Source organism: Enterobacter sp. MGH 16, assembly GCF_000493175.1.
Classification (GTDB): domain Bacteria; phylum Pseudomonadota; class Gammaproteobacteria; order Enterobacterales; family Enterobacteriaceae; genus Enterobacter; species Enterobacter roggenkampii.
On the sequence record NZ_KI535695.1, the window covers coordinates 2,964,200 to 2,990,171 of the forward strand.

Here is a 25,972-nt window from a genome sequence, read left to right on the forward strand (position 1 = left end):
CGCCCGCCAATAGTTACGGGCGAAAATTATTAAAAAACCGTCACTGAACGAATTTCATATTACCGTCAGGCACTTTTTCATCGGATTTGACTAAAAACCTGACAATTTGCTTCCTCCAGGAGATACAGATGGAAACCACTCAAACCAGCACCGTTGCTTCGATTGAATCCCGAAGTGGTTGGCGCAAAACGGATACCATGTGGATGCTTGGCCTTTACGGCACGGCAATCGGCGCTGGTGTACTGTTCCTTCCTATCAACGCAGGCGTCGGCGGTCTGATTCCGCTGATCATTATGGCTATCATTGCTTTCCCGATGACCTTCTTTGCACACCGCGGTCTGACCCGCTTCGTGCTGTCCGGTAAAAACCCGGGCGAAGACATCACTGAAGTGGTTGAAGAGCATTTCGGCGTGGGCGCAGGTAAACTGATTACCCTGCTCTACTTCTTTGCGATTTACCCTATCCTGCTGGTTTACAGCGTGGCGATCACCAACACCGTTGAAAGCTTCATGCTGCACCAGCTGCACATGACGCCGCCACCGCGTGCCATCCTGTCTCTGATCCTGATTGTCGGCATGATGACCATCGTGCGCTTCGGTGAGCAGATGATTGTGAAAGCGATGAGCGTGCTGGTGTTCCCGTTTGTGGCCGCACTGATGCTGCTGGCCTGCTACCTGATCCCACAGTGGAACGGCGCAGCGCTGGAAACCCTGTCCCTGAGCAGCGCGTCTGCGACCGGTAACGGCCTGCTGATGACCCTGTGGCTGGCGATCCCGGTAATGGTCTTCTCCTTCAACCACTCCCCAATCATCTCCTCTTTCGCCGTGGCGAAACGTGAAGAGTACGGTAATGGCGCAGAGAAGAAGTGCTCCAGCATCCTGGCACGCGCTCACATCATGATGGTGCTGACCGTTATGTTCTTCGTCTTCAGCTGCGTACTGAGCCTCTCCCCGGCGGACCTGGCGGCAGCGAAAGAGCAGAACATCTCAATTCTGTCTTACCTGGCGAACCACTTTAACGCACCGCTGATTGCGTGGATGGCACCGATCATCGCGATGATCGCCATCACCAAATCCTTCCTGGGCCACTACCTCGGCGCACGTGAAGGCTTCAACGGTATGGTGATTAAATCTCTGCGCGGTAAAGGCAAGAGCATTGAAATCAACAAGCTGAACAAAATCACTGCACTGTTCATGCTGCTCACCACCTGGGCGGTAGCGACGCTGAACCCAAGCATCCTGGGCATGATTGAAACCCTGGGCGGCCCGGTCATCGCGATGATTCTGTTCCTGATGCCGATGTACGCGATTCAGAAAGTCCCGGCTATGCGTAAGTACAGCGGTCATGTCAGCAACGTCTTTGTGGTTATCATGGGGCTTATCGCTATCTCTGCGATCTTCTACTCCCTGTACACCATGTTCTGATTCTCACCCGCGCCGTCCCCGGACGGCGCACACCCTCCTCTCTGACTGAAAGCAATGGACGCATCATGATTAGCGTATTCGATATCTTCAAAATCGGTATTGGTCCTTCCAGCTCTCACACCGTCGGACCGATGAAAGCCGGTAAGCAGTTCACGGATGACTTGATTGCACGCGGCATCCTGCACGACATCACCCGCGTGGTTGTCGATGTATACGGCTCACTTTCCCTGACCGGGAAAGGCCACCACACCGATATCGCCATTATCATGGGCCTGGCGGGAAACCTGCCGGATACCGTTGATATTGATGCGATCCCTGGCTTTATCCAGGACGTGAACACCCACGGGCGCCTGCTGCTGGCGAACGGCGAGCATGAGGTTGAATTCCCGGTTGACCACTGCATGAATTTCCATGCGGACAACCTGTCGCTACACGAAAACGGCATGCGCATTACCGCGCTGGACGGCGACAAAGCGGTATACAGCCAGACTTACTACTCTATCGGCGGCGGTTTTATCGTCGACGAAGACCACTTTGGTCAAACCAGTACCTCTTCTGTCGAGGTGCCGTATCCGTACAAAACGGCGGCAGACCTCCAGCGCCACTGCCAGGAGACGGGCCTTTCCCTCTCCGGTCTGATGATGAAGAACGAGCTGGCGCTGCACAGCAAAGAGGAGCTGGAACAGCACTTCGCTAACGTCTGGGAAGTGATGCGCGGCGGTATTGAGCGCGGGATCACCACCGAAGGCGTTCTGCCGGGCAAGCTTCGCGTACCGCGTCGTGCGGCAGCGCTGCGCCGTATGCTGGTGAGCACCGACAAAACGACTACGGACCCAATGGCCGTGGTGGACTGGATCAACATGTTCGCCCTGGCGGTAAACGAAGAAAACGCCGCAGGGGGCCGTGTGGTCACCGCGCCAACCAACGGTGCCTGCGGCATCGTTCCGGCCGTACTGGCGTACTACGACAAATTTATCCGTGAAGTGAACGCGAACTCGCTGGCACGCTACCTGCTGGTGGCCAGTGCGATTGGTTCGCTGTATAAGATGAACGCCTCCATTTCCGGTGCGGAAGTGGGCTGTCAGGGTGAAGTCGGCGTGGCGTGCTCCATGGCGGCGGCAGGTCTGGCGGAGCTGTTGGGCGCAAGCCCGGCGCAGGTGTGCATCGCTGCGGAAATCGGCATGGAACATAACCTGGGGCTGACCTGCGATCCGGTTGCCGGCCAGGTACAGGTTCCGTGCATCGAGCGTAACGCGATTGCCTCCGTGAAGGCGGTAAACGCGGCGCGTATGGCGCTGCGCCGCACCAGCGAACCGCGCGTCTGTCTCGATAAGGTTATCGAGACCATGTACGAAACCGGTAAAGATATGAACGCCAAATACCGCGAAACCTCTCGCGGTGGCCTGGCGATGAAGATCGTAACCTGCGATTAAGCCTCTCAGGAAGCCTCGTTTTGCGAGGCTTCTTCCTGTTTTCCCCACCATTCATAGTTTCACGCTGCTGACAGTGTTACCCTTCACGCATTAGATAGAAGGGAGATTATCTGTGGCCGTTCATTTACTTATCGTCGATGCACTTAACCTGATTCGCCGTATCCATGCGGTACAGGGGACGCCCTGTAAAGACACCTGCCTGCACGCGCTGGAACAGCTTATCCGCCACAGCGAGCCCACCCACGCGGTCGCGGTTTTTGATGACGAAGCCCGCAACACGGGCTGGCGGCAACAGCGTCTGCCCGACTACAAAGCCGGACGCGCACCGATGCCGGACGATCTTCACGCCGAATTACCCATGCTGCGCGCCGCATTTGAACAGCGGGGCGTCCCCTGCTGGGGCGCACAGGGAAATGAAGCCGACGATCTCGCGGCCACCCTGGCCGTAAAGGTGGCGAGTGCCGGGCATCAGGCCACGATCGTTTCAACGGATAAAGGCTACTGCCAGCTGCTCTCCCCGACTATTCGCATTCGCGACTATTTTCAAAAACGCTGGCTGGACGCGCCGTTCATCGCCAGCGAGTTTGGCGTATCGCCTGAGCAACTGCCGGATTACTGGGGCCTGGCAGGCATCAGCAGCTCTAAAGTTCCGGGCGTGGCCGGTATTGGGCCGAAGAGCGCCGCGCAGTTGCTGACCGATTTTCAGCGTCTGGAGGGCATTTACGCCCGTCTGGACGAGGTGCCCGAAAAATGGCGCAAGAAGCTGGAGGCGCATAAAGAGATGGCGTTTATCTGCCGGGAAATCGCAACGCTACAGACAGATTTACAGCTGGACGGGAATTTACAGCAGTTGCGCTTAGAACGTTAAAACGACTACAGGGTTTTTGTAGGCCCGGTAAGCGCAGCGCCACCGGGCAAAACAAAGCACGTATTAGCGCTCGTCGCGACGCCCGCCTACGGCCGCCCACCAGCGACGAATATGCACCGTCACCTCTTCGCGGTCGTGATACAGCTGACGCGCCTGGATCTCCACGTTAATCCCGTGTTCGTCCAGTTGCTCCTGAATGTAGGCCAGGTTCTGCGACACCTCCTCATAGCGCTTTTTCATCGGCAGCTTGAGGTTGAAAATGGTCTCGCGACACCAGCCGTTCACCAGCCAGGAGGCCATCAGCGCGGCCACTTTCGCCGGTTTCTCAACCATGTCGCACACCATCCATGAGATGTTGTTGCGGTTCGGGCGATAGCGGAAACCGTCTTCACGCAGCCAGGTGACCTGTCCGGTGTCCATCAGGCTTTGCGCCATTGGGCCGTTATCAACGGACGATACCCACATGTTGCGTTTCACCAGCTGATAGGTCCAGCCGCCCGGGCACGCGCCGAGATCGACAGCGTACATGCCGTTTGCCAGACGCTCATCCCACTCATCCGCCGGGATAAAGACGTGGAACGCCTCTTCCAGCTTCAGCGTAGAACGGCTTGGCGCATCGGCCGGGAAGCGCAAACGCGGAATGCCCATAAAGAAAGGAGAGTTGTTGGTGGTGTACGAATAGCCCGTATAGCAGCAGCCCGGTGCAATAAAGAAGATATGCACCACCGGACGCTTCGGCGTTTCGTAGTTCGTCAGCACGCCCGCCTCACGCAGCGCCGCGCGCAGCGGAACGGTGAACTTACGGCAGAACTTCATCAACTCTTTACTTTCGTTGGTATCCGCCACTTCAACGCGCAGATCGCCGCCCTTCTCCACCACGCCCTGCAGCATGCCCACGATTGGCGTGATGCGGTCTTCAGGGGGAAGGTCTTTGAGCAGCTCACCCGCGACAAACATCTGGCGCGCAAAAATCAGCGAGCTGAACGGCAGCTCGCGCGCCAGCTTATCCGCATCTTCAGGCTGATAGCATTCGAATACCACATAGCCCGCGTTTTCTTTTACGCGGGCAAAGCCGAAGATTTCGCGCTTCGCCGCTTTATCGGTAATTTCCGCGGCGCACTCTTTCTCAAACCCCGGGCGACAATATAAAACAACCTTATTCATGAACAACGCCCTTGCGTTTCAGACGGATAGCTCCGATAAACATTAATACCCAACCCGCCAGGAAGCTGACGCCACCGACAGGTGTAACAAACGCCCACAGGCGTAAATGCGAAAGTGCCAGACAGTAAAGGCTGCCGCTGAAAAGCACCGTACCCAGCGCCAGAAAGACGCTGCTCCAGTAAAACCAGATGCTGATACGGCGCTGCATCGCCACCGCCAGCCCAAAGATTGCCAGCGTATGGAACGCCTGATATTCAAGGCCGGTCTGGATCCAGCCCATCTCTACAGCGCCCAACGACTTGCTTAAGACATGTGCGCCAAAGGCGCCCAGTGCAACAAAAATAAAGCCACTCACCGCGGCAAAAATCAGCATGAATCGGCTGGTCATGTTTAAGTCCTGAATTGATGCGTGCCCGGCACACAAACGTTATTGTTCATACCTGAAGCGGAATTTTTCTTGCTCGCTTGCCGCCTTCGCCAGTATCCACTGCCGGAAGGCGGCTATTTTACCCAGTTCTGCCTGACTGTCATGACAAACCAGATAAAACGCATTCTTGCTGACCAGTACATCATTAAAAGGGCAGACCAGGCGACCTGCCTCTATTTCGGACTGCGCCATGACGTTGTTCGCCAACGCCACGCCCTGCCCGTGAATGGCAGCCTGTAACACCATCGCACTGTGGCTAAAGATGGGTCCCTGCTGCACGTTTATATGTGTAAGACCTAATTGACGGGTATAAGTTTGCCAGTCGCGTCGAGAGGCATCATGCAAAAGCGTATGCTGCGCCAGGTCAGCGGGAGACTTCAGCGCTTTGTCGCCCGTTAACAGCAGAGGGGAACAGACCGGCAGGAGATATTCTGCGTATAATTTCTCAACACGCAAGCCCGGCCAGTTACCGCGCCCATAAAAAATCGCGACGTCCACGTCATCGGCCAGCTTGTCTTCCTGACGATCCACGGCCTGGATTCGAACGTCTATCCCCGGATAAGCTGAGTTAAAGCTTGAGAGTCTTGGCACCAGCCACTGAATGGCAAAACTGGGCAATAAACTGACAGTCAGAGCACCTTTTGCACTGCGGGCCTGTAGCTTACGCGTGGCTTCAGTAAGCTGCGAAAAAATCTCTTTAATATCCTGAAAATAGCTCTGCCCCTCTTCGGTCAACAGCAACGAGCGGTTGCGTCGACGAAACAGCTTAAGGCCCAGAAAATCCTCCAGAGACTTGATTTGGTGACTTACTGCGGCCTGTGTCACAAAAAGCTCATCGGCTGCGCGGGTGAAGCTCAGGTGACGTGCTGCTGCATCAAAAACACGTAATGCGTTGAGGGGGGGCAATCGCTTTGACATGGTTATATGGCTTAGATGTTAAAGGAATTTAACAAATAGGAAACAACGTTTAACCTATTAGTTTTTTTTATCTGAGCCATTATAATTTGTCCGTTGAGGAACTACCAGCAAATACCTATAGTGGCGGCACTTCCTGAGCCGGAACGAAGAGCTTTTTTCGGAATGCGTGTTCTGAAGGGCTTTTGGCTTACGGTTGTGATGTTGTGTTGTTGTGTTTGCAATTGGTCTGCGATTCAGACCACGGTAGCAACGCTACCAATTTTTCACTTCCTGTACATTTACCCTGTCTGTCCATAGTGATTAATGTAGCACCGCCAACTTGCGGTGCTTTTTTTTCGCCTGCGATCGGTTAATGCTCGATCTCTTTCATCTCTTTCACGTCCGTGCGGTTGATCTGCTGCTTGTTCCCGTTAGCATCTTTGTACGAAATCATCCCGGTATCGTTATCGGTTGTCGGTTTCCCTTCCGAAACGATGGAACGACCATCGTTGGTGTGCATCACGTAGTTGTTACCGGAACAGGCGCTCAGGGCAAAAGTAAACGCACAGGCAGAGATGATTGCAGCTGTCTTATTCATGATTATTCTCCTTTAGCAATTAATGCTATTCAAACCTCGATTTATAACAGGCTAAAACATCCGCCTAACACTATTTAGCATAACCTGCTTTTTTGGGGTCATGAGGATAAGCAGACAATTCTGATAGATATCAACCTCCTTGCCCTGCCACGGAAATTGCGCGACGATCGTGATATTGAAATGAGGAATCCCATGAACGCTTTCAGTCCTGCGCAGTTCCGCGCACAGTTTCCGGCGCTGGCCGATGCCGGTATTTATCTGGACAGTGCCGCCACCGCCCTTAAGCCACAGGCGGTCATTGACGCCACGCAGCAGTTTTACAGCCTGAGCGCCGGGAACGTGCATCGCAGCCAGTTTGCCGAGGCGCAGCGATTAACCGCGCGCTACGAAGCCGCACGCGATCGCGTGGCGCACCTGATCAATGCCGAAAGCGGGAAAAATATCGTCTGGACGCGCGGCACCACCGAGGCCATCAATATGGTGGCCCAGTGCTACGCGCGCCCGCTGCTTCAGCCGGGCGATGAGATCGTCGTCAGCGAGGCGGAACATCACGCCAACCTGGTGCCGTGGCTGATGGTGGCCGAACAAACGGGTGCACGCGTGGTGAAGCTTCCGCTGGGCGCAGACCTTCTGCCCGATGTGGCCCGTCTCCCCGAGTTGATTACCCCCCGCAGCCGCATTCTGGCGCTTGGACAGATGTCTAACGTCACCGGTGGTTGCCCGGACCTGGCTCAGGCGATTCGCATCGCGCATGCCAACGGGATGGTGGTGATGGTCGACGGTGCGCAGGGCGTGGTGCATTTCCCCGCCGACGTGAAGGCGCTGGATATCGACTTCTATGCCTTCTCAGGACATAAGCTCTACGGGCCAACCGGTATTGGGGCGTTGTACGGCAAGCCAGAACTGCTGTCAAAAATGACGCCGTGGCTGGGTGGCGGCAAAATGATCACCGAAGTGTCGTTCGATGGCTTCAAAACGCAGGATGTTCCCTATCGCCTGGAGGCCGGTACGCCGAACGTGGCGGGTGTGATTGGCCTAAGCGCGGCGCTGGAGTGGCTGGCAGAAACAGACGTTGTGCAGGCTGAAAGCTGGAGCCGGGGACTGGCGACGCTGGCAGAGGAAGAACTGAAAAAGCGCCCGGGTTTCCGCTCGTTCCGCGTTCAGGACTCAAGCCTGCTCGCCTTTGATTTTACGGGCGTGCATCACAGCGACATGGTGACGCTGCTGGCGGGGTATGGCATCGCCCTGCGCGCCGGGCAGCACTGCGCGCAGCCGCTGCTGGCGGCGCTCGGCGTGAGCGGCACACTGCGCGCCTCGTTCGCGCCCTATAACACACAAAGCGATGTTGACGCGCTGGTCGCTGCCGTTGACCGCGCGCTTGAAATACTGGTGGATTAATGACTCACGCTGCTTTAGCCGGACATCCGTTTGGCACCGTCATCACTGAAGAGACGTTAAAACAGACCTTTGCCCCGCTTTCACAGTGGGAAGATAAATATCGCCAGCTGATTCTTCTTGGTAAGCAATTACCGACCCTCTCTGACGATCTCAAGGCGCAGGCGAAAGAGATCGCTGGCTGTGAAAACCGCGTCTGGCTGGGCGTAAGCGTGTCCGGCGAGAAGCTGCACTTCTTCGGCGACAGCGAAGGCCGCATCGTCCGGGGCCTGCTGGCCGTATTGTTGACGGCAGTGGAAGGGAAAAGTGCGGCGGAACTGCTGGCGCATTCGCCGCTGGCGTTATTTGATGAGCTGGGGCTGCGCGCACAGCTCAGCGCCTCGCGCGGTCAGGGGTTGATCGCGCTCAACGACGCAGTACTGGACGCCGCACGTCAGGCTCAGGCCTGACGTTCCGCCTTCGCCATCATCTTCTTCAGGGCGTGAGACACCGCCACAAAGCCGAAGGAAGCGGTCACCATGGTGGCCGCGCCAAAGCCTGAGGCGCAATCCATTCTCTTTGGCCCTTCCGCCGTGCTTTTCATCGCACACACGGAACCATCGGCCTGCGGGTAGACCAGCGCTTCGGTCGAGAACACGCAGTCTACGCCCAGCTTGCCCTTGCTGTTCTTCACCACGTTGAAGTCGCTCTTCAGGCGTTCACGCAGCTTGGCGGCCAGTGGATCCTGAATGGTTTTCGCCAGATCGGCCACCTGGATCTGCGTAGGGTCGATTTGCCCGCCCGCGCCGCCGGTCGTCACCAGGGGAACCTTGTAACGACGACAGTAGGCGATCAGCGCCGCTTTTGGACGCACGCTGTCGATGGCGTCAATCACATAGCTGTAGCCTTTGCTCATGTATTCAGCGACGTTATCAGCCGTCACAAAATCATCAATCACCGTGACCCGACATTCCGGGTTAATCAGGCGGATACGTTCCGCCATGACCTCAGATTTTGCCAGGCCGATGCTATCACGCAGGGCGTGGATTTGACGGTTGGTGTTGGTGACGCACACGTCATCCATATCAATCAGCGTGATTGCGCCAATACCGGTTCTCGCCAGCGCTTCTGCGGCCCACGACCCCACACCACCAATGCCCACGACGCAGACGTGCGCATCCGCAAACAGCTGCAGGGCTTTTTCACCATAGAGACGTGCCGTGCCGCCAAAACGCTGGCGCCAGGCATCGCTGATTACCACAGACATAACACCTCAGATGTAAAAAGGGTGAGGTTCTCCTCACCCTGAACAGTAATCCGTATTGCGCTCAGAATACCACAATCAGCCGCTGAATACGTTTCCGGCACCCGGTGCCGCCTTCAGCACCCACACGCGTCCGTAGTGGTTATACCAGCCTGCGCGGTGGCCTGCATCCGGGCCAATGCCCTGATAGATATCGAAGTGCTGCCCTTTGATCGCGCCGCCAACGTCCAGCGCCACCATCAGACGCAGCTCATACTGGCCGTTGAACTTGCCGTTGTTGTCCAGTAACGGGACCTCAGCCAGCAGCGTGGTGCCCGCAGGAATAATCGAACGATCCGATGCCACCGACGCACGGCCAATCAGCGGTACCGCGCTCGCCCCTTTCACCGGCGCGAAGTTTTGCGGTTTAAAGAAGACGAACGACGGGTTCTGCTCCAGCAGCTCACGCACCTCGGCTTCGCTGTGCTTTTCGCCCCACTCGCGGATCGCCTGCATCGACATGTCTTCTTTCTTCACTTCGCCGCGGTCGATCAGCACCTTGCCAATACTGCGATAGGCGTGGCCGTTTTTACCGGAATAGCTAAAGAAGTTAAGCGGCGAGCCGTCGCCAAAATCAATATAGCCGCTGCCCTGAACGTCCATGATGAAGTTGTCCATCAGGGAGTTGCTGTAAGCAAGAACGTAGTTTTCGCTCAGCGCACCGGCGTAGATCTCAGCGCGCGACGGCAGACGGCCGCGTTTTGGCGGCATGCGGTAGATAGGGTACTGGAACTCGCCCTGACGCGTGTGTCGTGCCTGAATAACCGGGGTGTAATAGCCGGTGAACTGGACGTTGCCGTAGTTATCGGCCCCTTCCATCTGCCAGGCGTCGATACCAAACTGACGCATGTTGCGCGTATCGCCGCCCGCCCGCAGCCAGTCCTGTACCGCGCTATAAACGTTGTTCTGTGCGCTGTACAGACGCGGTGACGCGTTGCGGATCTGGTAGACCTGCTCGGAGAAATCACCGGCATTGATCGGTGCGCCGACCGCATCAGGCTGATTAACTAAAGAGAAAGGCTGGGATAATTTCCCGTCTTTATACTGCTGACCGCGATCGGTCGGTTTGGAAGAACAGGCCGCAAGAATCGCTACCATTGCGCCCGCCATCAGATACTTCGCCCAACGTCCTTTCATTCTGTCTCGTCTTTAAGTTGCCCATTTCCGCGTGATGAAGATAACAAACCGCCAGGGCTAATGAAATGCGATCGCATGCCCTTTGGCAAATTTTGCGCAAAAAATAGTCCAAACCGCGCCATGTCGTTCAATTTGCATACAAAATCATGATAAATGTGAAAAAGGGGTTGCATCACAAGTCTATCCGAGTATAGTGCGCATCCACGGACGCGGGGTGGAGCAGCCTGGTAGCTCGTCGGGCTCATAACCCGAAGGTCGTCGGTTCAAATCCGGCCCCCGCAACCAATTAAAATTTGATGAAGTATCTTCTACGACTGTAGAAAGACGGACGCGGGGTGGAGCAGCCTGGTAGCTCGTCGGGCTCATAACCCGAAGGTCGTCGGTTCAAATCCGGCCCCCGCAACCAATTAAAATTTGATGAAGTATCTTCTACGACTGTAGAAAGACGGACGCGGGGTGGAGCAGCCTGGTAGCTCGTCGGGCTCATAACCCGAAGGTCGTCGGTTCAAATCCGGCCCCCGCAACCAATCAAATTTGAAGAAGTAAGTTTCTGCGAGAGTAGAAAGACGGACGCGGGGTGGAGCAGCCTGGTAGCTCGTCGGGCTCATAACCCGAAGGTCGTCGGTTCAAATCCGGCCCCCGCAACCAACACTTCTAAAACAATAAACACCCTTAAGGGTGTTTTTTTGTATCTGTCGTTTGTGAATTTGCCGGGCGTTTACCCGGCCAAAAGATCTACCCGCGCCGCGCCAGCGTCGCCCCGTCAGAGAAATACGCACGAATCCCTGCCAGAATCGACTCCGCCACTTCCTGCTGGAATTTTGCCGTCTTGAGCTTACGCTCCTCTTCCACGTTACTGATAAACGCGGTTTCAACCAGGATGGACGGGATATCCGGCGCCTTGAGTACCGCAAATCCGGCCTGTTCAACGCTGTTCTTGTGCAGCTTATTGATGTTGCCCAGCTTGCCCAGCACCGCTTTACCAAACTTCAGGCTGTCGTTAATGGTCAGCGACTGCACCATGTCGAACATGGTGTGGTCGACGTAGCGGTCGCCGCTTTTGCTCACGCCACCGATCAGGTCCGAGGCGTTCTGGGTATCCGCCAGGTATCTTGCTGCGGTACTGGTCGCGCCTTTGGTTGAGAGCGCAAACACCGACGAGCCGCTTGGCTGACGGCTGGTAAACGCATCCGCATGGATCGAGACGAACAAATCTGCGCGCTGCTTCTGTGCTTTCGCCACCCTGACCTTCAGCGGAATAAAGACGTCTTCATTACGCGTCATATAGGCGCGCATATTGCCTTCTTTATCAATCAGCGCCTTCAGACGACGGGCAATTTGCAGAACCACGTCTTTTTCACGCGTGCGGTATTTCCCCACCGCACCGGAGTCTTCGCCGCCGTGGCCTGGATCGAGCATGATCACAATCGGACGATCGCGCCCTGCTTTCCCCGGCTGCGGACCGCTTTGCGCCGGCGGAACCTGACGCTGCAGATCGCCTTTGTTGTAATCTTCCAGCAGGGCAAGAAGCGGATCCTGAATATCCGTCGCATTGGCCGGGTAGAGATCCATCACCAGGCGCTCTTTGAACGTCGCGACAGGCGCCAGGGCAAACAGCTGCGGCTTCACGTTCTGCTTCAGTTCAAACACCATGCGCACGGTTTGCGGATCGAACTGCCCGACGCGCGCCGATTTAATAAACGGATCGTCGCCGCGGATCTGCGCCGCCATCCCTTTCAGCACGGAGTTAAGGTTAACGCCTTCGAGATCCACCACCACACGTTCCGGGTTGCTGAGGGCAAATTGCTTATATTTCAGCACGCGATTGGATTCGACCGTCACGCGCGTATAGGTCGACGATGGCCAGACGCGCACCGCCACGACCTGACTGGTGGCGGCAAGACCGACCTGACTGACGCTAAGCAACCACATTGCCCCGGCCCCTTTTAACAAACGGCGGCGGCTTATTGCTGAATTGGATCCCGACATGCTTCTCCCGAGCAAGAACACTGACTGATATACAAAATGTCCAGATTGACCGAAAACTTTAACGAATGACGCATAAACTGTCATCTATAAAAGGGTAAACAATCATACGCTAACGCACGGATTACTTATCATTTTCTGTGGGTCGCGGAAAATTTGCGCTTGCACACGCGGCCACAATCGAATAAAAATACAGAAATTACGAATAAACATTCATTAAGGGTTGTGCCATGGTGAAGGAACGTAGAACCGAACTGGTCCAGGGATTCCGCCATTCTGTTCCCTATATCAACGCCCATCGGGGAAAAACGTTTGTCATCATGCTTGGCGGCGAAGCCATTGAGCATGAAAATTTTTCCAGCATCGTCAATGACATTGGCCTGCTGCACAGCCTGGGGATCCGCCTGGTGGTGGTCTATGGCGCGCGCCCGCAGATCGACGCTAACCTGGCCGCTCACCACCACGAGCCGATTTACCACAAGCATACCCGCGTCACGGATGCCAAAACCCTTGAGCTGGTGAAGCAGGCGGCAGGTCTGCTGCAGCTGGATATCACCGCTCGCCTGTCCATGAGCCTGAACAACACGCCGCTGCAGGGCGCGCATATCAACGTCGTGAGCGGCAACTTCATCATTGCCCAGCCGCTCGGCGTGGACGATGGCGTGGATTACTGCCACAGCGGCCGCATTCGTCGTATTGATGAAGAAGCCATACACCGCCAGCTGGACAGCGGCGCCATCGTGCTGATGGGCCCGGTCGCCGTTTCCGTGACCGGCGAAAGCTTTAACCTGACCTCAGAAGAGATCGCCACGCAGCTGGCGATCAAGCTGAAGGCGGAAAAAATGATTGGGTTCTGCTCCTCCCAGGGCGTCGTGAATGATGAAGGAACGATCGTGCCGGAACTCTTCCCGAATGAAGCCCAGGCCCGCGTGGAGGCGCTGGAAGCCGAAGGCGATTACCACTCCGGCACGGTCCGCTTCCTGCGTGGCGCCGTGAAGGCCTGCCGCAGCGGCGTGCGCCGTAGCCACCTGATCAGCTATCAGGAAGACGGCGCCCTGCTGCAGGAGCTGTTCTCCCGCGACGGTATTGGTACGCAGATTGTCATGGAGAGTGCGGAGCAGATCCGCCGCGCCACCATTAACGACATCGGCGGCATTCTGGAGCTGATCCGCCCGCTGGAACAGCAGGGCATTCTGGTGCGTCGTTCACGCGAGCAGCTGGAGATGGAGATCGACAAATTCACCATTATTCAGCGCGATAACCTGACGATTGCCTGCGCCGCGCTCTATCCGTTCCCGGAAGAGAAGATCGGTGAAATGGCCTGCGTGGCGGTGCATCCTGATTACCGCAGCTCTTCACGCGGTGAAATGCTGCTTGAGCGCGTGGCGGCACAGGCGCGCCAGATGGGGCTGAGCAAGCTGTTCGTCCTGACGACGCGCAGCATTCACTGGTTCCAGGAGCGCGGTTTCACGCCGGTGGATATCGATTCTCTGCCGGAAACGAAGAAAGAGATGTACAACTATCAGCGCCGTTCAAAAGTGCTGATGGCGGACCTGGGATGATACGACGCCCTCACCGTGCGGCGAGGGCTTTCATTCAGAGGGACTCAAATATCGCGCCCAGCCCGCTTCGGCGTTCCGTGCGGGTGGCAATCGCCTGCACCAGCACGCGTTCATCGGTATACAGCGACAGGCGCTGACGCGCGCGCGTAATGGCGGTATAGATCAGCTCGCGGGTAATGACGGGGGAAAGCTGCGTGGGCAGGATCAGCGCCGCGTGGTTAAACTCGGAGCCCTGGGACTTATGCACCGTCATCGCCCAGGCGGTTTCATGCTCGGGCAAACGGCTGGGCTGGAAAGACTTCACGCTCCCGTCCGGCATCTGGAACCAGACGCGCAGCCCCTGGCCGCAGTCGAGCGCAATCCCGATATCCCCGTTAAACAACCCCAGCGCGCTGTCGTTGCGGGAAATCATCACCGGCCGCCCTTCATACCAGCGCGAGTGCGGGGTGCGGTTTATTTTACGCTTTTGCACCAGCAGCTGTTCCAGCCTGTCGTTCAGGCCCCGGACACCAAAGGGACCTTCCCTCAGCGCACAGAGCAGCTGATATTCACCAAATGCGGCAATGACCTGCTCCGGCGAACGCTGCTGTTGTACGCCCGTCAGAAAGTGCTGATACCCCTGCAGGGCCTCATCCAGCATCGCCTGATACTCTTCCCCGGTCTGCAGCGATTTTTTCTCAATATCCGTAAAGGTGCCGTCAAACACCGCAGTGGTTGTGCGCCGGTCGCCCCGGTTCACGGCCGCCGCAAGCTGGCCGATACCGGAATCGCTGCCGAAGCGGTAGCTTTTCTGCAGCAGACACAGGCTGTCGCGCAGCGCCCCTGCAAGCGAATGGTTTTCAGAGGTAAGCGAGCATCCGGTGAGACGGGCTAGCTCCTGAGCGCGTTCTGCGGTATATCCCAGGCTGGCATAGGTGCAGATATCGCCCAGCACAGCCCCCGCCTCCACGGAGGCAAGCTGGTCGCGATCGCCCAGGAAAATAACGCGCGCGTGCGGCGGTAGGGCATCAATCAAACGCGACATCATCGTCAGGTCAATCATCGACGCCTCATCCACCACCAGCACATCCAGGTGCAGGGGATTACCGGCATGGTAGCGCAAACGCTGGCTGCCAGGCTGAGCGCCAAGCAAACGGTGTAGCGTGCTGGCTTCGTTGGGGAAAAGCGCCAGCTGCTCCCCGGTAAGCGGCAGCTTTTGCAGCGCGCCGCCTAACGACTCCGTCAGACGCGCCGCCGCTTTACCGGTGGGAGCCGCCAGGCGAATACGGCACTTTTGCTCACCCGAGAGCTGAATCAGCGCGGCAAGCAGTTTTGCCACGGTGGTCGTTTTCCCGGTGCCCGGTCCGCCTGAAATCACCGAGATCCGACGCGTTAAGGCCACGGCTGCCGCCACTTTCTGCCAGTCTGTCGCCTCGTCAGAGGAAAACAGCGCATCCAGCGTTTGCCGGAGCTGCGTTTCATCGCAGGGAAGCGGGGCGTTGGTCTCGCTGAAGAAGCGCGCCACCGTCAGTTCGTTACGCCACAGCCGGTTAAGATACAAACGCTCGCCGACCAGAATCATTGGCGTCCCGGTATCGGCTCCGCTCACGGCAGGCGAACCGCGTAGTATCGCCTGCCAGTCCAGTGCGTCACCCAGCAGCGCGAAACACGCCTGTAAAGCCGGGGGCATTTTCTCATCCACCGCCAGACGCGACAGCGGCAGGCATACGTGCCCCTCCCCCGCGTCTTTGCTCAGAATCGCGGCGGCAAGCATGACGGCAGGCTCCTCGCCTGCCACCATCATGGCAAACTGCACGTCCAGGTGGCGAAGTAATCGTTGTTCAACCGCGTCCAGCAGTAGCGCCTGCATCGTCATGCCATCTCCTCCGTGCCTGCGGCAAACAGGTTATCCATTTTTTCAATCAGTTCCGCAGCCGGACGCGTGCTAAAGACGCCGGAACGCGGGTCGTTGGCATCCACGCCGCGCAGGAACAGGTAAATCACGCCACCAAAATGCGCGTCGTAACGGTAATCGGCAATACGATGGCGCAGGTAACGGTGCAGCGCCAGGGTATAAAGCTGGTACTGCAGATCGTAGCGATGCAGTTGCATAGCCGACGCCATCGCCTGTTGGGTATAGGCTTCGCTGTTTTCACCCAGCCAGTTCGATTTGTAATCCAGCAGGTAGTAGCGCCCGTCGTGGCGGAAAACAAGGTCGATAAAGCCTTTTAGCATTCCTTGCACCTGGCGGAAGTTCAGCGGCGGGCACCCGGCGGACAGCGGATCGTACTCGCGGATCAACGCATCAAGCACCTCGGCCCTGAGCGGGCTGGCGATGGGGAGGTAAAACTCCATCTCCACCTGCTTATCTTTGGTGGTCAACTGGCTAAGCGAGATCCCCTGGGCCGTGAGCGGGGCGTGCAGAACCGCGCGGATCCATTCAGTAAGAACCGGCTGCCATTGCGCGTCGTAACCACCGCTCTGTAGCATCTTCAGCACCCACTCTTCGGAAACCGGCTGGGTAAAATCCAGCTCTTCAAACAGGCTGTGTAAAAACGTGCCCGGCGAGGCGCCGCGCGGGAACTGGTGCGGCGTCAGCACCGGCTCAGCGGGTACGCTACCGGCGCCTGCGGCATCCACGTCCAGTTTTGGCATCAGATCCTGCGCAATACTCTGCCCGTGCTGCTGTAAGCCAGAGTAGCTGGTCACGCGCCAGTCGTCGGCAATCGTACGTACCACCTGACGGGCATGGAGATCTGACTCGTGCGGCTCCGGCATGTGCCAGCGGCTGTTGTCGGGCAGCGATGGAATATACAGGGCAACATGCTCAGTACAAAGCGATTCGATGCACTGGCGCAGGCCCGCCGCGTCTTTGGGTTCACCCTGCTGAATAAGCCGCCCCAGCGCGCTCAGATGAAAATCGCTCTCTCCGCTCTTTTCGCCCCGACGACGGAACAGCGGCGCAACGCCCAGGCTGCAGTGCCATACCGAGCGGGTCAGCGCCACGTAGAGCAGGCGCAAATCTTCCGCCAGACGTTCGGCCTCTGCCAGCTCAACGCTGGACTCCGCGTTGCTGAGATCGAGCACCGCCTCGAACGACTCGCGATCGTGGTAAAAAGCCTGATCCTGCACGCGGTAATTGGCGATAAACGGCAGCCAGACCAGCGGATATTCCAGGCCTTTCGACTTGTGGATGGTGACGATCTGCACCAGATGTTTATCACTCTCGAGGCGCATCTGCTGGCTGGATGAATTGGTGTTCGGATCGGCAATCTGCTGCGCCAGCCAGCGCACCAGGGCGTGCTCGCTCTCCAGCTGCGTACCCGCCTCCTGCAAGAGTTCGCTGATGTGTAAAATATCGGTCAAACGCCGCTCGCCACCTGCGGTAGCCAGCATATTCTCGGCAATGTGGCGCTGAGCCATGAGCTCGCGCACCATCGCCATCACCCCGCGCTTCTGCCATCTTTCCCGGTAGTGGACAAACTCTTCCACCACCGCATCCCACGCGGCTTCGTCATTGTTGAGCGCATCAATATCGCGCGCGTTCAGTCCGAGCATCGCGCTGGCTAATGCGCTGCGCAATGTACTTTCCCGCTCCGGGGCCAGCACGGCCTGCAGCAGCCATAACATCTCCTGCGCCTCCAGCGTTTCAAAGACGCTGTCACGGTTCGAGAGGTAGACGGAGGGGATATTCAGTAACGTCAGGGCGTCGCGGATTAATGCGGCCTCCTGACGGCTGCGCACCAGCACCGTAATATCCGATGCCTTTACCGGGGTGGGGTTATCCCCCTTCCACAGCAGCGCCTCGCCTCGCGCTCCCGCACTGAGCCAGTCACGGATTTGCGCAGCACAGTGCTGGGCCATGGCATTTTGATAGTCGGCAACGCCGCAGCCTTCCCCATCCAGCAGCCAGAAGTTCATGGCAGGCTGCGTCACGCCGTTAAACTCGAAGCGCAACGAGGCATTTTTCGGGGCAAATTTTACCGGCTGAAACGGGATCTCACGGAACATAAACGCCGTATCCATGCGGCTAAACAGCGCGTTGACGCTTTCCACCATGCCGGGAGAGGAGCGCCAGTTGGTATCGAGCGTGTAGTGCGCATCAACCTCGCTGCGGGCCTTCATATAGGTGAAAATATCCGCACCGCGGAAGGCGTAGATGGCCTGTTTCGGATCGCCGATTAACAGCAGCGCGGTGTCGGGCTGCTGGCGCCAGATACGGCGGAAAATGCGGTACTGCTGAGGGTCGGTGTCCTGGAATTCGTCTATCATCGCCACCGGGAAGCGGGTGCGAATCGCGGCGGCAAGCGCTTCGCCATTTTCACTGCACAGCGCCGCATCCAGGCGGCTCAGCATATCGTCGAACCCCAGCTCGCCACGGCGGCGCTTTTCGCTCGCCACGGCTTCACGAATTTCCGTCATGGCGCGAGCGATCATCAGATCGTTGAGCGTAAGGGGCTCCGCCAGCAGGGTTTCAATCGCCACAAACAGGGGATGCTCAGGTACAATGCCGTCGGCTTTTGTCCGCTCAGCCAGGAAACGTTGGGAGAATTTCTCCAGCGCGTCCGGGAGCTGGTAGCCCCGCGTCTCTTCCTGCGCCCAGGCGCTGACCTTGTCGATCCATTTTCCCTGATTGCCACGGTTGAACTTGCGACGATCGATGCCGGAATTTTCGATGATGGCGTCAATCTCGCCGACTGACGCCATCCATTTTTGCTTGATGTCCGCAATTTTCGCGATGATTTTTTCATGCCGCGTGGCCAGGGTTTCATCTGCCGGCGGCGGGGATTTGATGACCGGCGCTTCCCCCTGCAGATAACGATCGATCGCGCGCAGCAGCGCTTCCGGGCCTTTCCAGAGCGCGTGTACCGCTTCGGCAATATCGCGCTGTAAGGGGTAGCAGTGGCGACGCCAGAAATCCGCGCAGGCCTGATAGCGAAGCACGGATTCATCTTCAATAAGCTGCTGTTCGAACAGCATACCGGACTCGAACGCGTTCAGGCTCAGCATGCGCTGGCAAAAACCGTGAATGGTAAAGACGGACGCTTCGTCCATCTGCCGTTCAGCGAGCAGCAGCCACTGGGCTGCCTGCTGCTTATCGGCAATCTCTTCCAGAAGGCTGGCGTAGAGGGGGTTATCCGTGCTCTGACGCAGACAGGCGATGCGCAGCTCGTGGATATTGGTACGAATACGGCCCCGCAGCTCCGCGGTAGCGGCCTCGGTGAAGGTGACCACCAGCAGCTCTTCCACGCTCAAAGGACGTGGAAAAGCGGCGTTGCCGCCAAGGCCTAACAGCAGGCGCAGATAGAGGGCGGCAATGGTGAAGGTTTTTCCCGTTCCCGCTGAGGCTTCAATCAATCGTTCACCCTGCAGAGGTAAACGTAAGGGATCAAGGGACTCAGCGGTATCGGTCATTCTTTCTTACTCCAGGGCATAGATTGCTGCAGCGCGCTGACGCTCTTCCAGACTTTCCAGCCTTTCGGATTCACGTATTCCGTTTTCCCGTTCTGGCTACCGGAAACCTGGGACAGGATGGTGATTCCCTGCGGCTTAATGACCGCCTGATGGAAGAAGTCGGCAACCTTCTGCGGCGTCAGCTGTTTTATCTCGGCCACTACTTTATCACGCGAATCAAATTTCAGATTACCGCGATCGAAATCTTTGCTCAGCTGCGAGGCTTCTTCACCCAGCGTCTGCGGCGGCTGCATCACCTGCGCGATGACGGCCTGCTGGATCTGGGCAAACTCTTCCGGCTTCATGGCACGCAGTTTTGCTTCCACCTGCGGGAAGAAAGCCTGGTAACGCTGCCAGAGATACGCCGGTTGTTTATCGCTGCTTTGCAGCAGGAACCCCAGCCCCCACTGACGACCGACGTTCATGGAGAAGGCAAACACCGCGTAGCCAAGCTGCTCCTCTGTGCGTAACTGGTTATAGAACCACGGCTGAATAATCTGTCCCAGCACGGCGCTCTGCGCTGAACTGGCGAATTCATCGTAGCCCGTTGGCACAAAGACCGCGGCCAGCGCGGAATCCGTGCTGTTACCCGCTTTTTCAAAGATTACATTCTGCTTTTTCTCAACCAGCACGTCCTGGTTGCGGCACCACTCGTCGCCTTTAGAGGCGAGCTGAGTGCGAACATTCTCCGCCAGGGTTTTGGCCTGCTCCTCACTCATGTTGCCAACGATCAGGAACTCCGGACGCGTGTTGGTTTTCAGCGCATCGCGGTACGCCAGCACGTCTTTTAAGGAGATGGAAGGCAGCAGCGCGCGGCGATCCTCACGCTGGAAATAAGGAACCTGCGACAGCATTTGCGCCGGCATAAGCGCCAGATCGTAAGCCTTGCCCTTCTCGGCAGAATCCATCATCTGGGCATACCAGGATTTAGCCTGCTCAAGCTGCTCTTCCGTCGGCGTGTAGCTGAAGTAGCCCTCCAGCAGGGCCTGGAACAGCTGAGGCAAGCGCTGGGTATAGCCGTTTGCATTAAGCATCAAACCGTTATTGGCGTTGGTGGAGAAGCTGATCCCGCCCACGGCGGCCTGGTTGCTGAGCTGATCGAGCGCGATACCGGCGAGATAGTCATTGAGCGCGAACATCACCTGATTTTTGGCGCTGTTCATGGCTTTCGGGTTACGCAGCACCACGCTGACATCGGCCTTTGGCTCGCTGGCGAAATAGCGGCTTGGGGTGTACACGACGCGCAGCGTGGGCTCATCAATGATGAGTTCCGGATGCGGGTAATCTTTCGTCGTTTTGATCAGCGAGAAGTCATCCGGAATATAGGGGTTCAGCTCCGGCAGCTTCAACGCAATCTCCCCGGCCTTCTTCTGCCAGTCGGCGAAGGTCTGGGCGCTGATTTTATCCACCTGATAAGGGGCATCGACAAAGTACGCCGTCTTGTTATGCGGTTCGTTCGGGCTGATGTACCAGATGCGGGCATTCTCCGGCGTCATCATCGCCAGGCGGGCTTTTACCGCCCCGGCATCATACTGGTCGGCAATATTTACCGCGTCGAGGGTATGTTCCACCGGCACGCGGATCATGGTGTCCGCCAGCCACTCCACATAATCCATGTCGCGGGTGATGGACGGGTAGCGGAAATCGAGATCCAGCACGTGCGCGAGTTCATCAAAATAGCGCTTATCGACGCCTTTCTCACGCAGTAAGGAGAGGTAGCTAAAGATAGCCGCTACGACTTCATCACGGTTGGCCTGTCCTTTGTCAGTCAGGGTGGCGGAGATCGCCAGCACGCCGCTATTGCCGTTCACAACCGGATCGGAGTCGGCGCGAATGCCTTCCGCCAGCCCCTGCTTTTGCAGCCAGTCAGACAGCGTACCCGGGCTACGGTTACCAATCAGATAGGTGACCAGCTCATCGGTTTTACTGCGGAACTGTGCCGTGTTGTTATCAATGCGGAATTCCACGCGCAGCACTTTGCGCGGCATGGCAGGAACGTAGTGGATCACGATGCCTTTTTGCGCGTCAGTGACCACCGGAACGGTTATTTGCGGCAGGTCGATATTTTTATTCGGCACCCGGCCAAAGGTTTTGGCCGCCATGGCTGCCAGCTCCGGCAACGGTTTATTGCTGTAGATGACCGCTTTCATCAGGTTGGCGGAGTAGTATTTATCGCGAAACGCGTGCAGGGCATCCAGCACCGGGCTGTTCGGTTTGTCGCTCAAGGTTTCCAGGTTACCACCGGAGAAGCGCGAACCCGGGTGCGCAGGGTTGATGGTTTCGGCGCTGACCTGCGCCATGCGCATACCGTCTCGCGTGCGGGCCATGGTCAGCTCGGCATTCACCGCATTACGTTCACGATCGGCGTATTTTTTATCCAGCAACGGCGCGGCGATGGAATCGGCAAGGCGATCGACAGCCCCTTCCAGCGCATCATTTTCGACTTCGAGATAAAAGGCCGTGCGGTACGGTGCCGTACTGGCATTGTGGCTGCCGCCATGCATCTTCAGAAATTCGGACAGGCTATCTGGCTGCGGGTATTTTTTTGACCCCATCAGCGTCATATGTTCCAGATAGTGTGCAAGCCCAGGATGAGCGTCAGGATCTTCCAGCGACCCAACCGGCACCACTAATGCCGACAGGGATTTCACCGCCTGCGGGTCGGAAACCAGCAGCACGGTCATCCCGTTATCAAGGCGAATAGCCTGATATTGACGGGTATCTTTTTCGCTCTTACGGATAGTTTCCTGAACGGGTTGCCAACCGGAGTCTGCGTGAGTGACGGGCGCCCAAAGGGCAATAAACAAAACAAACGCTTTAAACAAGGTGCTGCCTGGCATTACGACCTCTTTATCACGGCTACATCATTAACAAACTGCGTGCTGGACACGCCAACATCTCTTTCTTTGGGTACATCAGTCCGTGATAAGAAGTGCATCATAAATGAACACCTTTATCTGCGCAATTTTTATACAGCACTCAGGACTGATTAAATCTAAACAACGGCAACAGGTAGCGCTGCGCCTCTTCCGTGATCGCCTCAAAGTATTCTGGCTCGAGCGCTCGCCACAAACGCTGATACCAGACATCCTCACCTTCACCCCGCACCATCATGTTTCCTTCATAGGCCTGCATAAACTTACTGCGCGCTTTCTGGAGCGAAGCCTCATCCGTTAACATCGCATCATTCTGCGCGTCATAACAGGCTTTTATCCAGGCGCCGCCACTTTCCGGTAGTAACAGGAGCGGTTTGTTCATTCCCTGACGGTAGCCTTCAATGTACAAAGACAGATAACCTAACGCCTGCTCGGCCTCCATCGGCGGGAAGCGCCATTCGCCCTCTTTGCGCACGAAAATGCGGCTTTCGCCTTTATGCCCACCCGCACTGTAGACAAGATGTTCCAGCCAGAGTTGCAATCCTTGCGAAACGCTTAGCATTGAGGGCCGCCAGCGCAGCAGCCCATCCGGCTGTACCTGGGTTAACCAGCCCGTGAGCTGTACCCCGTTGCAGTTGAGATCAATTTCAATACTTTTCCCCGGCTGTCGGCACGCTCTTACGCGCTCTGCCAGAGCGGTCATCTCCTGGCACTGCGCCTCCCAGACGATCTCCCCGAACGCTCCGTAGGGCAGCTGACCCGCAGCACGGTAGCGACGGTAAAGTTTGTCCGCATCTTCCTCTTCAACCAGCGCATTCAGCAGCTGCAGGTTTAACTGGTAGCGCTCCAGACCTTCCAGCGTAAACGGTTCTGCATCAGGAATTTCACTCTCTTCAGAGCGGAAGTTGACCTGCAGTCGCTGCTGGAAGAAGGCGCGCACCGGATGTGCCCAAAACCGCTGAAGCTGCTCGAAGGTCAGGGTGTCGATGGGGCGCGGGTCAAGTTCCTGAATGAAATCAGTATGCGCATTCCCCTCTTTTTTCGCCGCCGGTAACCACTCATGGGCATAGCTCTGGCGCTCGCCGGCAATATAGTTCACCGGGTCAAACGGCATGCGGCTGTGGAAACAGGTGATATGGGCTTTCACCCTCTGCTCGCTTTCATCACAGTTGCGCTCTTCATCTCCCGGCAGGTAGTGGCTCTGGCCGATATAGTCCACCAGCTCCTGCACCAGTACGGAGGGGAAACGCTCGCTGTTGTCCTGAATAGAACGGCCGATATAGCTGATATAGAGCTTGCTCTGAGCAGAAATGAGCGCTTCAAGGAAGAGGTAGCGGTCATCATCCCGGCGGCTACGATCGCCCCGTTTTGGGTTTGCGCTCATCAAGTCGAACCCCAGCGGCGGCAGCGCGCGCGGATACACACCGTCGTTCATGCCAAGCAGGCAGACCACCCTGAACGGGATAGAACGCATGGGCATCAGGGTGCAGATATTGACAGGCCCCGCCAGGAAACGCTGGCTGATTCGCTCCTGGTCAAGCCGCTGCGTCAGCTCATCACGCAACAGCGACAGCGGGATGGCCTCGTGGTAGTGGGAATTCACGCCTTCGTCGATGATAGCCTGCCACTGGGTTTCAATGAGCGCCATCGCCGCTTCGGTGTCATTGTCCGGCAGGAAGAAATCATTGAGTAACGCCCTGCAGACCGGGAGCCATTCTTCAAGTGGACGCGGCTGCAACAGCGCATATCGCCAGCGATTAAGCTGCATTAATAGCGATGCTAAATGCCCTACCAGTTCAGCAATCAACCCGCTGGACTCATCATAAGGCAGCACCTCATTCCACTCGCCCTGGCTGCTTTCCATGGCGTAGCCCAACAGCATACGCGTCAGGCCAAATCGCCAGGTGTGCTGTCCGGTTGCGGGAAGCTCGAACTCCTGAACGTTATCGTCATCGATCCCCCAGCGCACGCCAGACTCATTCACCCACTGACGAAGGTAGCGCAGACCCTCTTCATTAATGTTGAAGCGTGCGGCCAGCACGGGAACATCCAGCAACGCCAGGACATCTTCGGAGATAAACCGGCTCTCCGGCAGTGAAAGCAGAGTGATAAACGCCTGCAATACCGGATGCGACTGGCGGGCACGACGGTCAGATATCGCGTAAGGCAGGTACCGTTCCCCCGTCGCGCTGCCAAAGACGGCCTGAATAAAGGGACTGTAGGTGTCGATATCCGCCACCATCACCACGATATCGCGTGGCGTCAGGTCGGGATCTTCCTGCAGCATCGCCAGCAGCTGGTCGTGAAGCACTTCGACCTCACGCTGCGGGCTGTGGCAAACGTGGATCGTGACGCTGCGATCGTCAGGATCCAGTTTTCGCTTATTGTCGCTGCGTTCGAACTCGTTCGCCGTCACGCCCATGACGGCGCGGTTTTCAAGATCCAGAATATCTAACTGAATATTATGCAGCAGGCAGTCCGGGGCGATCTCAACAAAGGCATCCACATCACCTTCACCTGAGGAAGTGATGTCTGAAAGCATGTGAATGTAGTCACGCCCCAGCTTCCCCCACGAGGCAAGCAGCGGATTGGGCAGGTTCTGGATACCGTCTTCATCGAAAAGCTGCCCGGCCGTCGAGCCGTCTTTAAACAGCGGGATGGATCGTTCTTCAAAAAGGCGCTTTCTTTGGCGAGTTACCAGCCGTGCAAGCCAGCGTTCGTCGAGAATATCCCCCCAATACTGTCGGCAAGGGTTGGTAAACAAAATATGAATATCAATATGTTTACCCAGCGCATTCAGCGCCTTCAGATAGACAGGGGGTAATGCGGATATCCCGCAGATAAAAACGCGTGACGGCAGTCGGGCCGGGCGTTCCGACGCATTTTCAAGTATCGAGATAAACCGATCGTAGAGATTGGCACGGTGCCACTTAGGCTGGCCCAGTCTCTCGGTATGCTCCACAAGCGCTTTCCACAGCGGGGCCTGCCATATTTGCGCCTCCGGCAGGCCTTCAACCAACTCGCCCGCTTCCCAACGAATTAACCAGTCGGAGCGGTAAACAAGGTATTGGTCGTAGAGATCGGCAGTGCGCGACGCCAGCTGGAACAGCTTGCGCTTGTCGGTATCGTCATTGAGGTAGTGGCGCAGCATGGCAAATTCATCGTGCTGCAGCATTTCCGGCAGCAGCGCCATCAGCTTCCAGCTCATGGCCTGCTTGTTGAAGGCGCTCTGCTCCGGGATATCCGGCAACACGCGGACAAACATCTCCCAGATGAAGCTCGCAGGCAGCGGAAAATCAATATTCGCGGCAATACCAAATTTGCGGGAAAGCGACATTTGCAGCCACTGCGCCATACCGGTGCTCTGCACCAGCACCATTTCAGGCTCAAAAGGATCGTCAAGCCGCTCGCGCTCAACGATAAACTCCATCAGTGCTTCCAGCACATCCAGACGATTTGAGTGGTAGACCCTTAACATAGACGCTCCCGA

General features: G+C 57.0%; 17 protein-coding genes and 4 tRNA genes. 10 read left to right on the top strand and 11 right to left on the bottom strand.

Annotation, left to right across the window (positions count from 1 at the left end; all coding sequences use genetic code 11):
• Positions 1–128 precede the first annotated feature (128 nt).
• The 3 genes from L362_RS08930 to xni all read left to right on the top strand — a co-directional run bounded on the left by L362_RS08930 (position 129) and on the right by xni (position 3,725).
• Complete coding sequence (locus tag L362_RS08930; protein WP_008499642.1) at positions 129–1,424, top strand: HAAAP family serine/threonine permease; 1,296 nt, start codon at positions 129–131, stop codon at positions 1,422–1,424.
• A 65-nt stretch (positions 1,425–1,489) separates the two neighbouring features.
• On the top strand, positions 1,490–2,857 hold the full coding sequence (gene sdaB, locus L362_RS08925) for an L-serine ammonia-lyase II (RefSeq protein ID WP_023344822.1): 1,368 nt from the start codon (positions 1,490–1,492) through the stop codon (positions 2,855–2,857).
• Positions 2,858–2,969: 112 nt separating this feature from the next.
• Entirely contained in the window at positions 2,970–3,725 is a 756-nt protein-coding gene (gene xni, locus L362_RS08920; RefSeq protein ID WP_023344823.1) for a flap endonuclease Xni, read from the top strand.
• A 63-nt stretch (positions 3,726–3,788) separates the two neighbouring features.
• Here xni and rlmM read toward each other — a convergent pair whose 3' ends face one another.
• The 4 genes from rlmM to L362_RS08900 all read right to left on the bottom strand — a co-directional run bounded on the left by rlmM (position 3,789) and on the right by L362_RS08900 (position 6,811).
• Entirely contained in the window at positions 3,789–4,889 is a 1,101-nt protein-coding gene (rlmM, locus tag L362_RS08915; RefSeq protein WP_023344824.1) for a 23S rRNA (cytidine(2498)-2'-O)-methyltransferase RlmM, read from the bottom strand.
• Complete coding sequence (locus tag L362_RS08910; protein ID WP_008499646.1) at positions 4,882–5,277, bottom strand: DUF423 domain-containing protein; 396 nt, start codon at positions 5,275–5,277, stop codon at positions 4,882–4,884. The genes rlmM and L362_RS08910 overlap by 8 nt, the downstream gene beginning before the upstream one ends.
• A 39-nt stretch (positions 5,278–5,316) precedes the next feature.
• Positions 5,317–6,234, bottom strand: coding sequence for a glycine cleavage system transcriptional regulator GcvA (gene gcvA / locus L362_RS08905; RefSeq protein ID WP_008499647.1), 918 nt, complete (start codon positions 6,232–6,234; stop codon positions 5,317–5,319).
• Between the two features lie 349 nt (positions 6,235–6,583).
• Positions 6,584–6,811, bottom strand: coding sequence for a YgdI/YgdR family lipoprotein (locus tag L362_RS08900; protein ID WP_008499648.1), 228 nt, complete (start codon positions 6,809–6,811; stop codon positions 6,584–6,586).
• A gap of 192 nt (positions 6,812–7,003) precedes the next feature.
• On the opposite strand from L362_RS08900, the gene csdA reads away from it, so the two are divergent.
• On the top strand, positions 7,004–8,209 hold the full coding sequence (gene csdA / locus L362_RS08895; protein WP_023344825.1) for a cysteine desulfurase CsdA: 1,206 nt from the start codon (positions 7,004–7,006) through the stop codon (positions 8,207–8,209).
• On the top strand, positions 8,209–8,655 hold the full coding sequence (gene csdE / locus L362_RS08890; protein WP_023344826.1) for a cysteine desulfurase sulfur acceptor subunit CsdE: 447 nt from the start codon (positions 8,209–8,211) through the stop codon (positions 8,653–8,655). Before csdA ends, csdE begins: the two co-directional genes overlap by 1 nt.
• On the opposite strand, the gene tcdA is transcribed toward csdE, so the two are convergent.
• Entirely contained in the window at positions 8,646–9,452 is an 807-nt protein-coding gene (tcdA, locus tag L362_RS08885; RefSeq protein ID WP_023344827.1) for a tRNA cyclic N6-threonylcarbamoyladenosine(37) synthase TcdA, read from the bottom strand. The two genes, csdE and tcdA, sit on opposite strands and share 10 nt — an antisense overlap.
• Before the next feature lie 75 nt (positions 9,453–9,527).
• Positions 9,528–10,625 (bottom strand): murein transglycosylase A, encoded by a 1,098-nt coding sequence (gene mltA, locus L362_RS08880; protein ID WP_021241890.1) that lies wholly within the window; start codon positions 10,623–10,625, stop codon positions 9,528–9,530.
• A gap of 208 nt (positions 10,626–10,833) precedes the next feature.
• On the opposite strand from mltA, the gene L362_RS08875 reads away from it, so the two are divergent.
• The 4 genes from L362_RS08875 (at position 10,834) to L362_RS08860 (ending at position 11,273) form a co-directional block, all read left to right on the top strand.
• Positions 10,834–10,910, top strand: a tRNA-Met gene (locus L362_RS08875).
• Positions 10,911–10,954: 44 nt separating this feature from the next.
• Positions 10,955–11,031: transfer RNA gene (locus tag L362_RS08870), tRNA-Met, on the top strand.
• 44 nt (positions 11,032–11,075) lie between these two features.
• Positions 11,076–11,152 (top strand) — tRNA-Met (locus tag L362_RS08865).
• Between the two features lie 44 nt (positions 11,153–11,196).
• Positions 11,197–11,273 (top strand) — tRNA-Met (locus L362_RS08860).
• Between the two features lie 87 nt (positions 11,274–11,360).
• On the opposite strand, the gene amiC is transcribed toward L362_RS08860, so the two are convergent.
• Entirely contained in the window at positions 11,361–12,614 is a 1,254-nt protein-coding gene (gene amiC / locus L362_RS08855) for an N-acetylmuramoyl-L-alanine amidase AmiC (RefSeq protein ID WP_021242006.1), read from the bottom strand.
• A 227-nt stretch (positions 12,615–12,841) separates the two neighbouring features.
• Between amiC and argA the strand changes: the two genes are divergently transcribed.
• Entirely contained in the window at positions 12,842–14,173 is a 1,332-nt protein-coding gene (argA, locus tag L362_RS08850) for an amino-acid N-acetyltransferase (RefSeq protein ID WP_008499655.1), read from the top strand.
• A gap of 34 nt (positions 14,174–14,207) precedes the next feature.
• Here the strand turns inward: argA and recD are convergent, their stop codons facing one another.
• The 4 genes from recD to recC form a co-directional block, all read right to left on the bottom strand.
• Positions 14,208–16,028: an exodeoxyribonuclease V subunit alpha gene (recD, locus tag L362_RS08845; RefSeq protein WP_023344828.1), complete on the bottom strand. Its 1,821-nt coding sequence runs from the start codon at positions 16,026–16,028 to the stop codon at positions 14,208–14,210.
• A complete protein-coding gene (gene recB, locus L362_RS08840) occupies positions 16,025–19,567 on the bottom strand; it encodes an exodeoxyribonuclease V subunit beta (RefSeq protein ID WP_023344829.1) in 3,543 nt (1,180 codons plus the stop codon). Before recB ends, recD begins: the two co-directional genes overlap by 4 nt.
• Positions 19,564–22,446 (bottom strand): pitrilysin, encoded by a 2,883-nt coding sequence (gene ptrA / locus L362_RS08835; RefSeq protein ID WP_023344830.1) that lies wholly within the window; start codon positions 22,444–22,446, stop codon positions 19,564–19,566. The genes recB and ptrA overlap by 4 nt, the downstream gene beginning before the upstream one ends.
• Before the next feature lie 139 nt (positions 22,447–22,585).
• Entirely contained in the window at positions 22,586–25,960 is a 3,375-nt protein-coding gene (recC, locus tag L362_RS08830; RefSeq protein WP_023344831.1) for an exodeoxyribonuclease V subunit gamma, read from the bottom strand.
• Positions 25,961–25,972: the final 12 nt, after the last annotated feature.

Excerpts from the sequence above, each read along its gene's own strand:
- argA (WP_008499655.1), top strand. The coding sequence starts at position 12,842 with ATGGTGAAGGAACGTAGAACCGAACTGGTCCAGGGATTCCGCCATTCT.
- recC (WP_023344831.1), bottom strand. The coding sequence starts at position 25,960 with ATGTTAAGGGTCTACCACTCAAATCGTCTGGATGTGCTGGAAGCACTG.
- csdA (WP_023344825.1), top strand. The coding sequence starts at position 7,004 with ATGAACGCTTTCAGTCCTGCGCAGTTCCGCGCACAGTTTCCGGCGCTG.
- L362_RS08930 (WP_008499642.1), top strand. The coding sequence starts at position 129 with ATGGAAACCACTCAAACCAGCACCGTTGCTTCGATTGAATCCCGAAGT.
- gcvA (WP_008499647.1), bottom strand. The coding sequence starts at position 6,234 with ATGTCAAAGCGATTGCCCCCCCTCAACGCATTACGTGTTTTTGATGCA.
- amiC (WP_021242006.1), bottom strand. The coding sequence starts at position 12,614 with ATGTCGGGATCCAATTCAGCAATAAGCCGCCGCCGTTTGTTAAAAGGG.
- ptrA (WP_023344830.1), bottom strand. The coding sequence starts at position 22,446 with ATGCCAGGCAGCACCTTGTTTAAAGCGTTTGTTTTGTTTATTGCCCTT.
- L362_RS08910 (WP_008499646.1), bottom strand. The coding sequence starts at position 5,277 with ATGACCAGCCGATTCATGCTGATTTTTGCCGCGGTGAGTGGCTTTATT.
- L362_RS08900 (WP_008499648.1), bottom strand. The coding sequence starts at position 6,811 with ATGAATAAGACAGCTGCAATCATCTCTGCCTGTGCGTTTACTTTTGCC.
- tcdA (WP_023344827.1), bottom strand. The coding sequence starts at position 9,452 with ATGTCTGTGGTAATCAGCGATGCCTGGCGCCAGCGTTTTGGCGGCACG.
- csdE (WP_023344826.1), top strand. The coding sequence starts at position 8,209 with ATGACTCACGCTGCTTTAGCCGGACATCCGTTTGGCACCGTCATCACT.
- recB (WP_023344829.1), bottom strand. The coding sequence starts at position 19,567 with ATGACCGATACCGCTGAGTCCCTTGATCCCTTACGTTTACCTCTGCAG.
- mltA (WP_021241890.1), bottom strand. The coding sequence starts at position 10,625 with ATGAAAGGACGTTGGGCGAAGTATCTGATGGCGGGCGCAATGGTAGCG.
- rlmM (WP_023344824.1), bottom strand. The coding sequence starts at position 4,889 with ATGAATAAGGTTGTTTTATATTGTCGCCCGGGGTTTGAGAAAGAGTGC.
- sdaB (WP_023344822.1), top strand. The coding sequence starts at position 1,490 with ATGATTAGCGTATTCGATATCTTCAAAATCGGTATTGGTCCTTCCAGC.
- recD (WP_023344828.1), bottom strand. The coding sequence starts at position 16,028 with ATGACGATGCAGGCGCTACTGCTGGACGCGGTTGAACAACGATTACTT.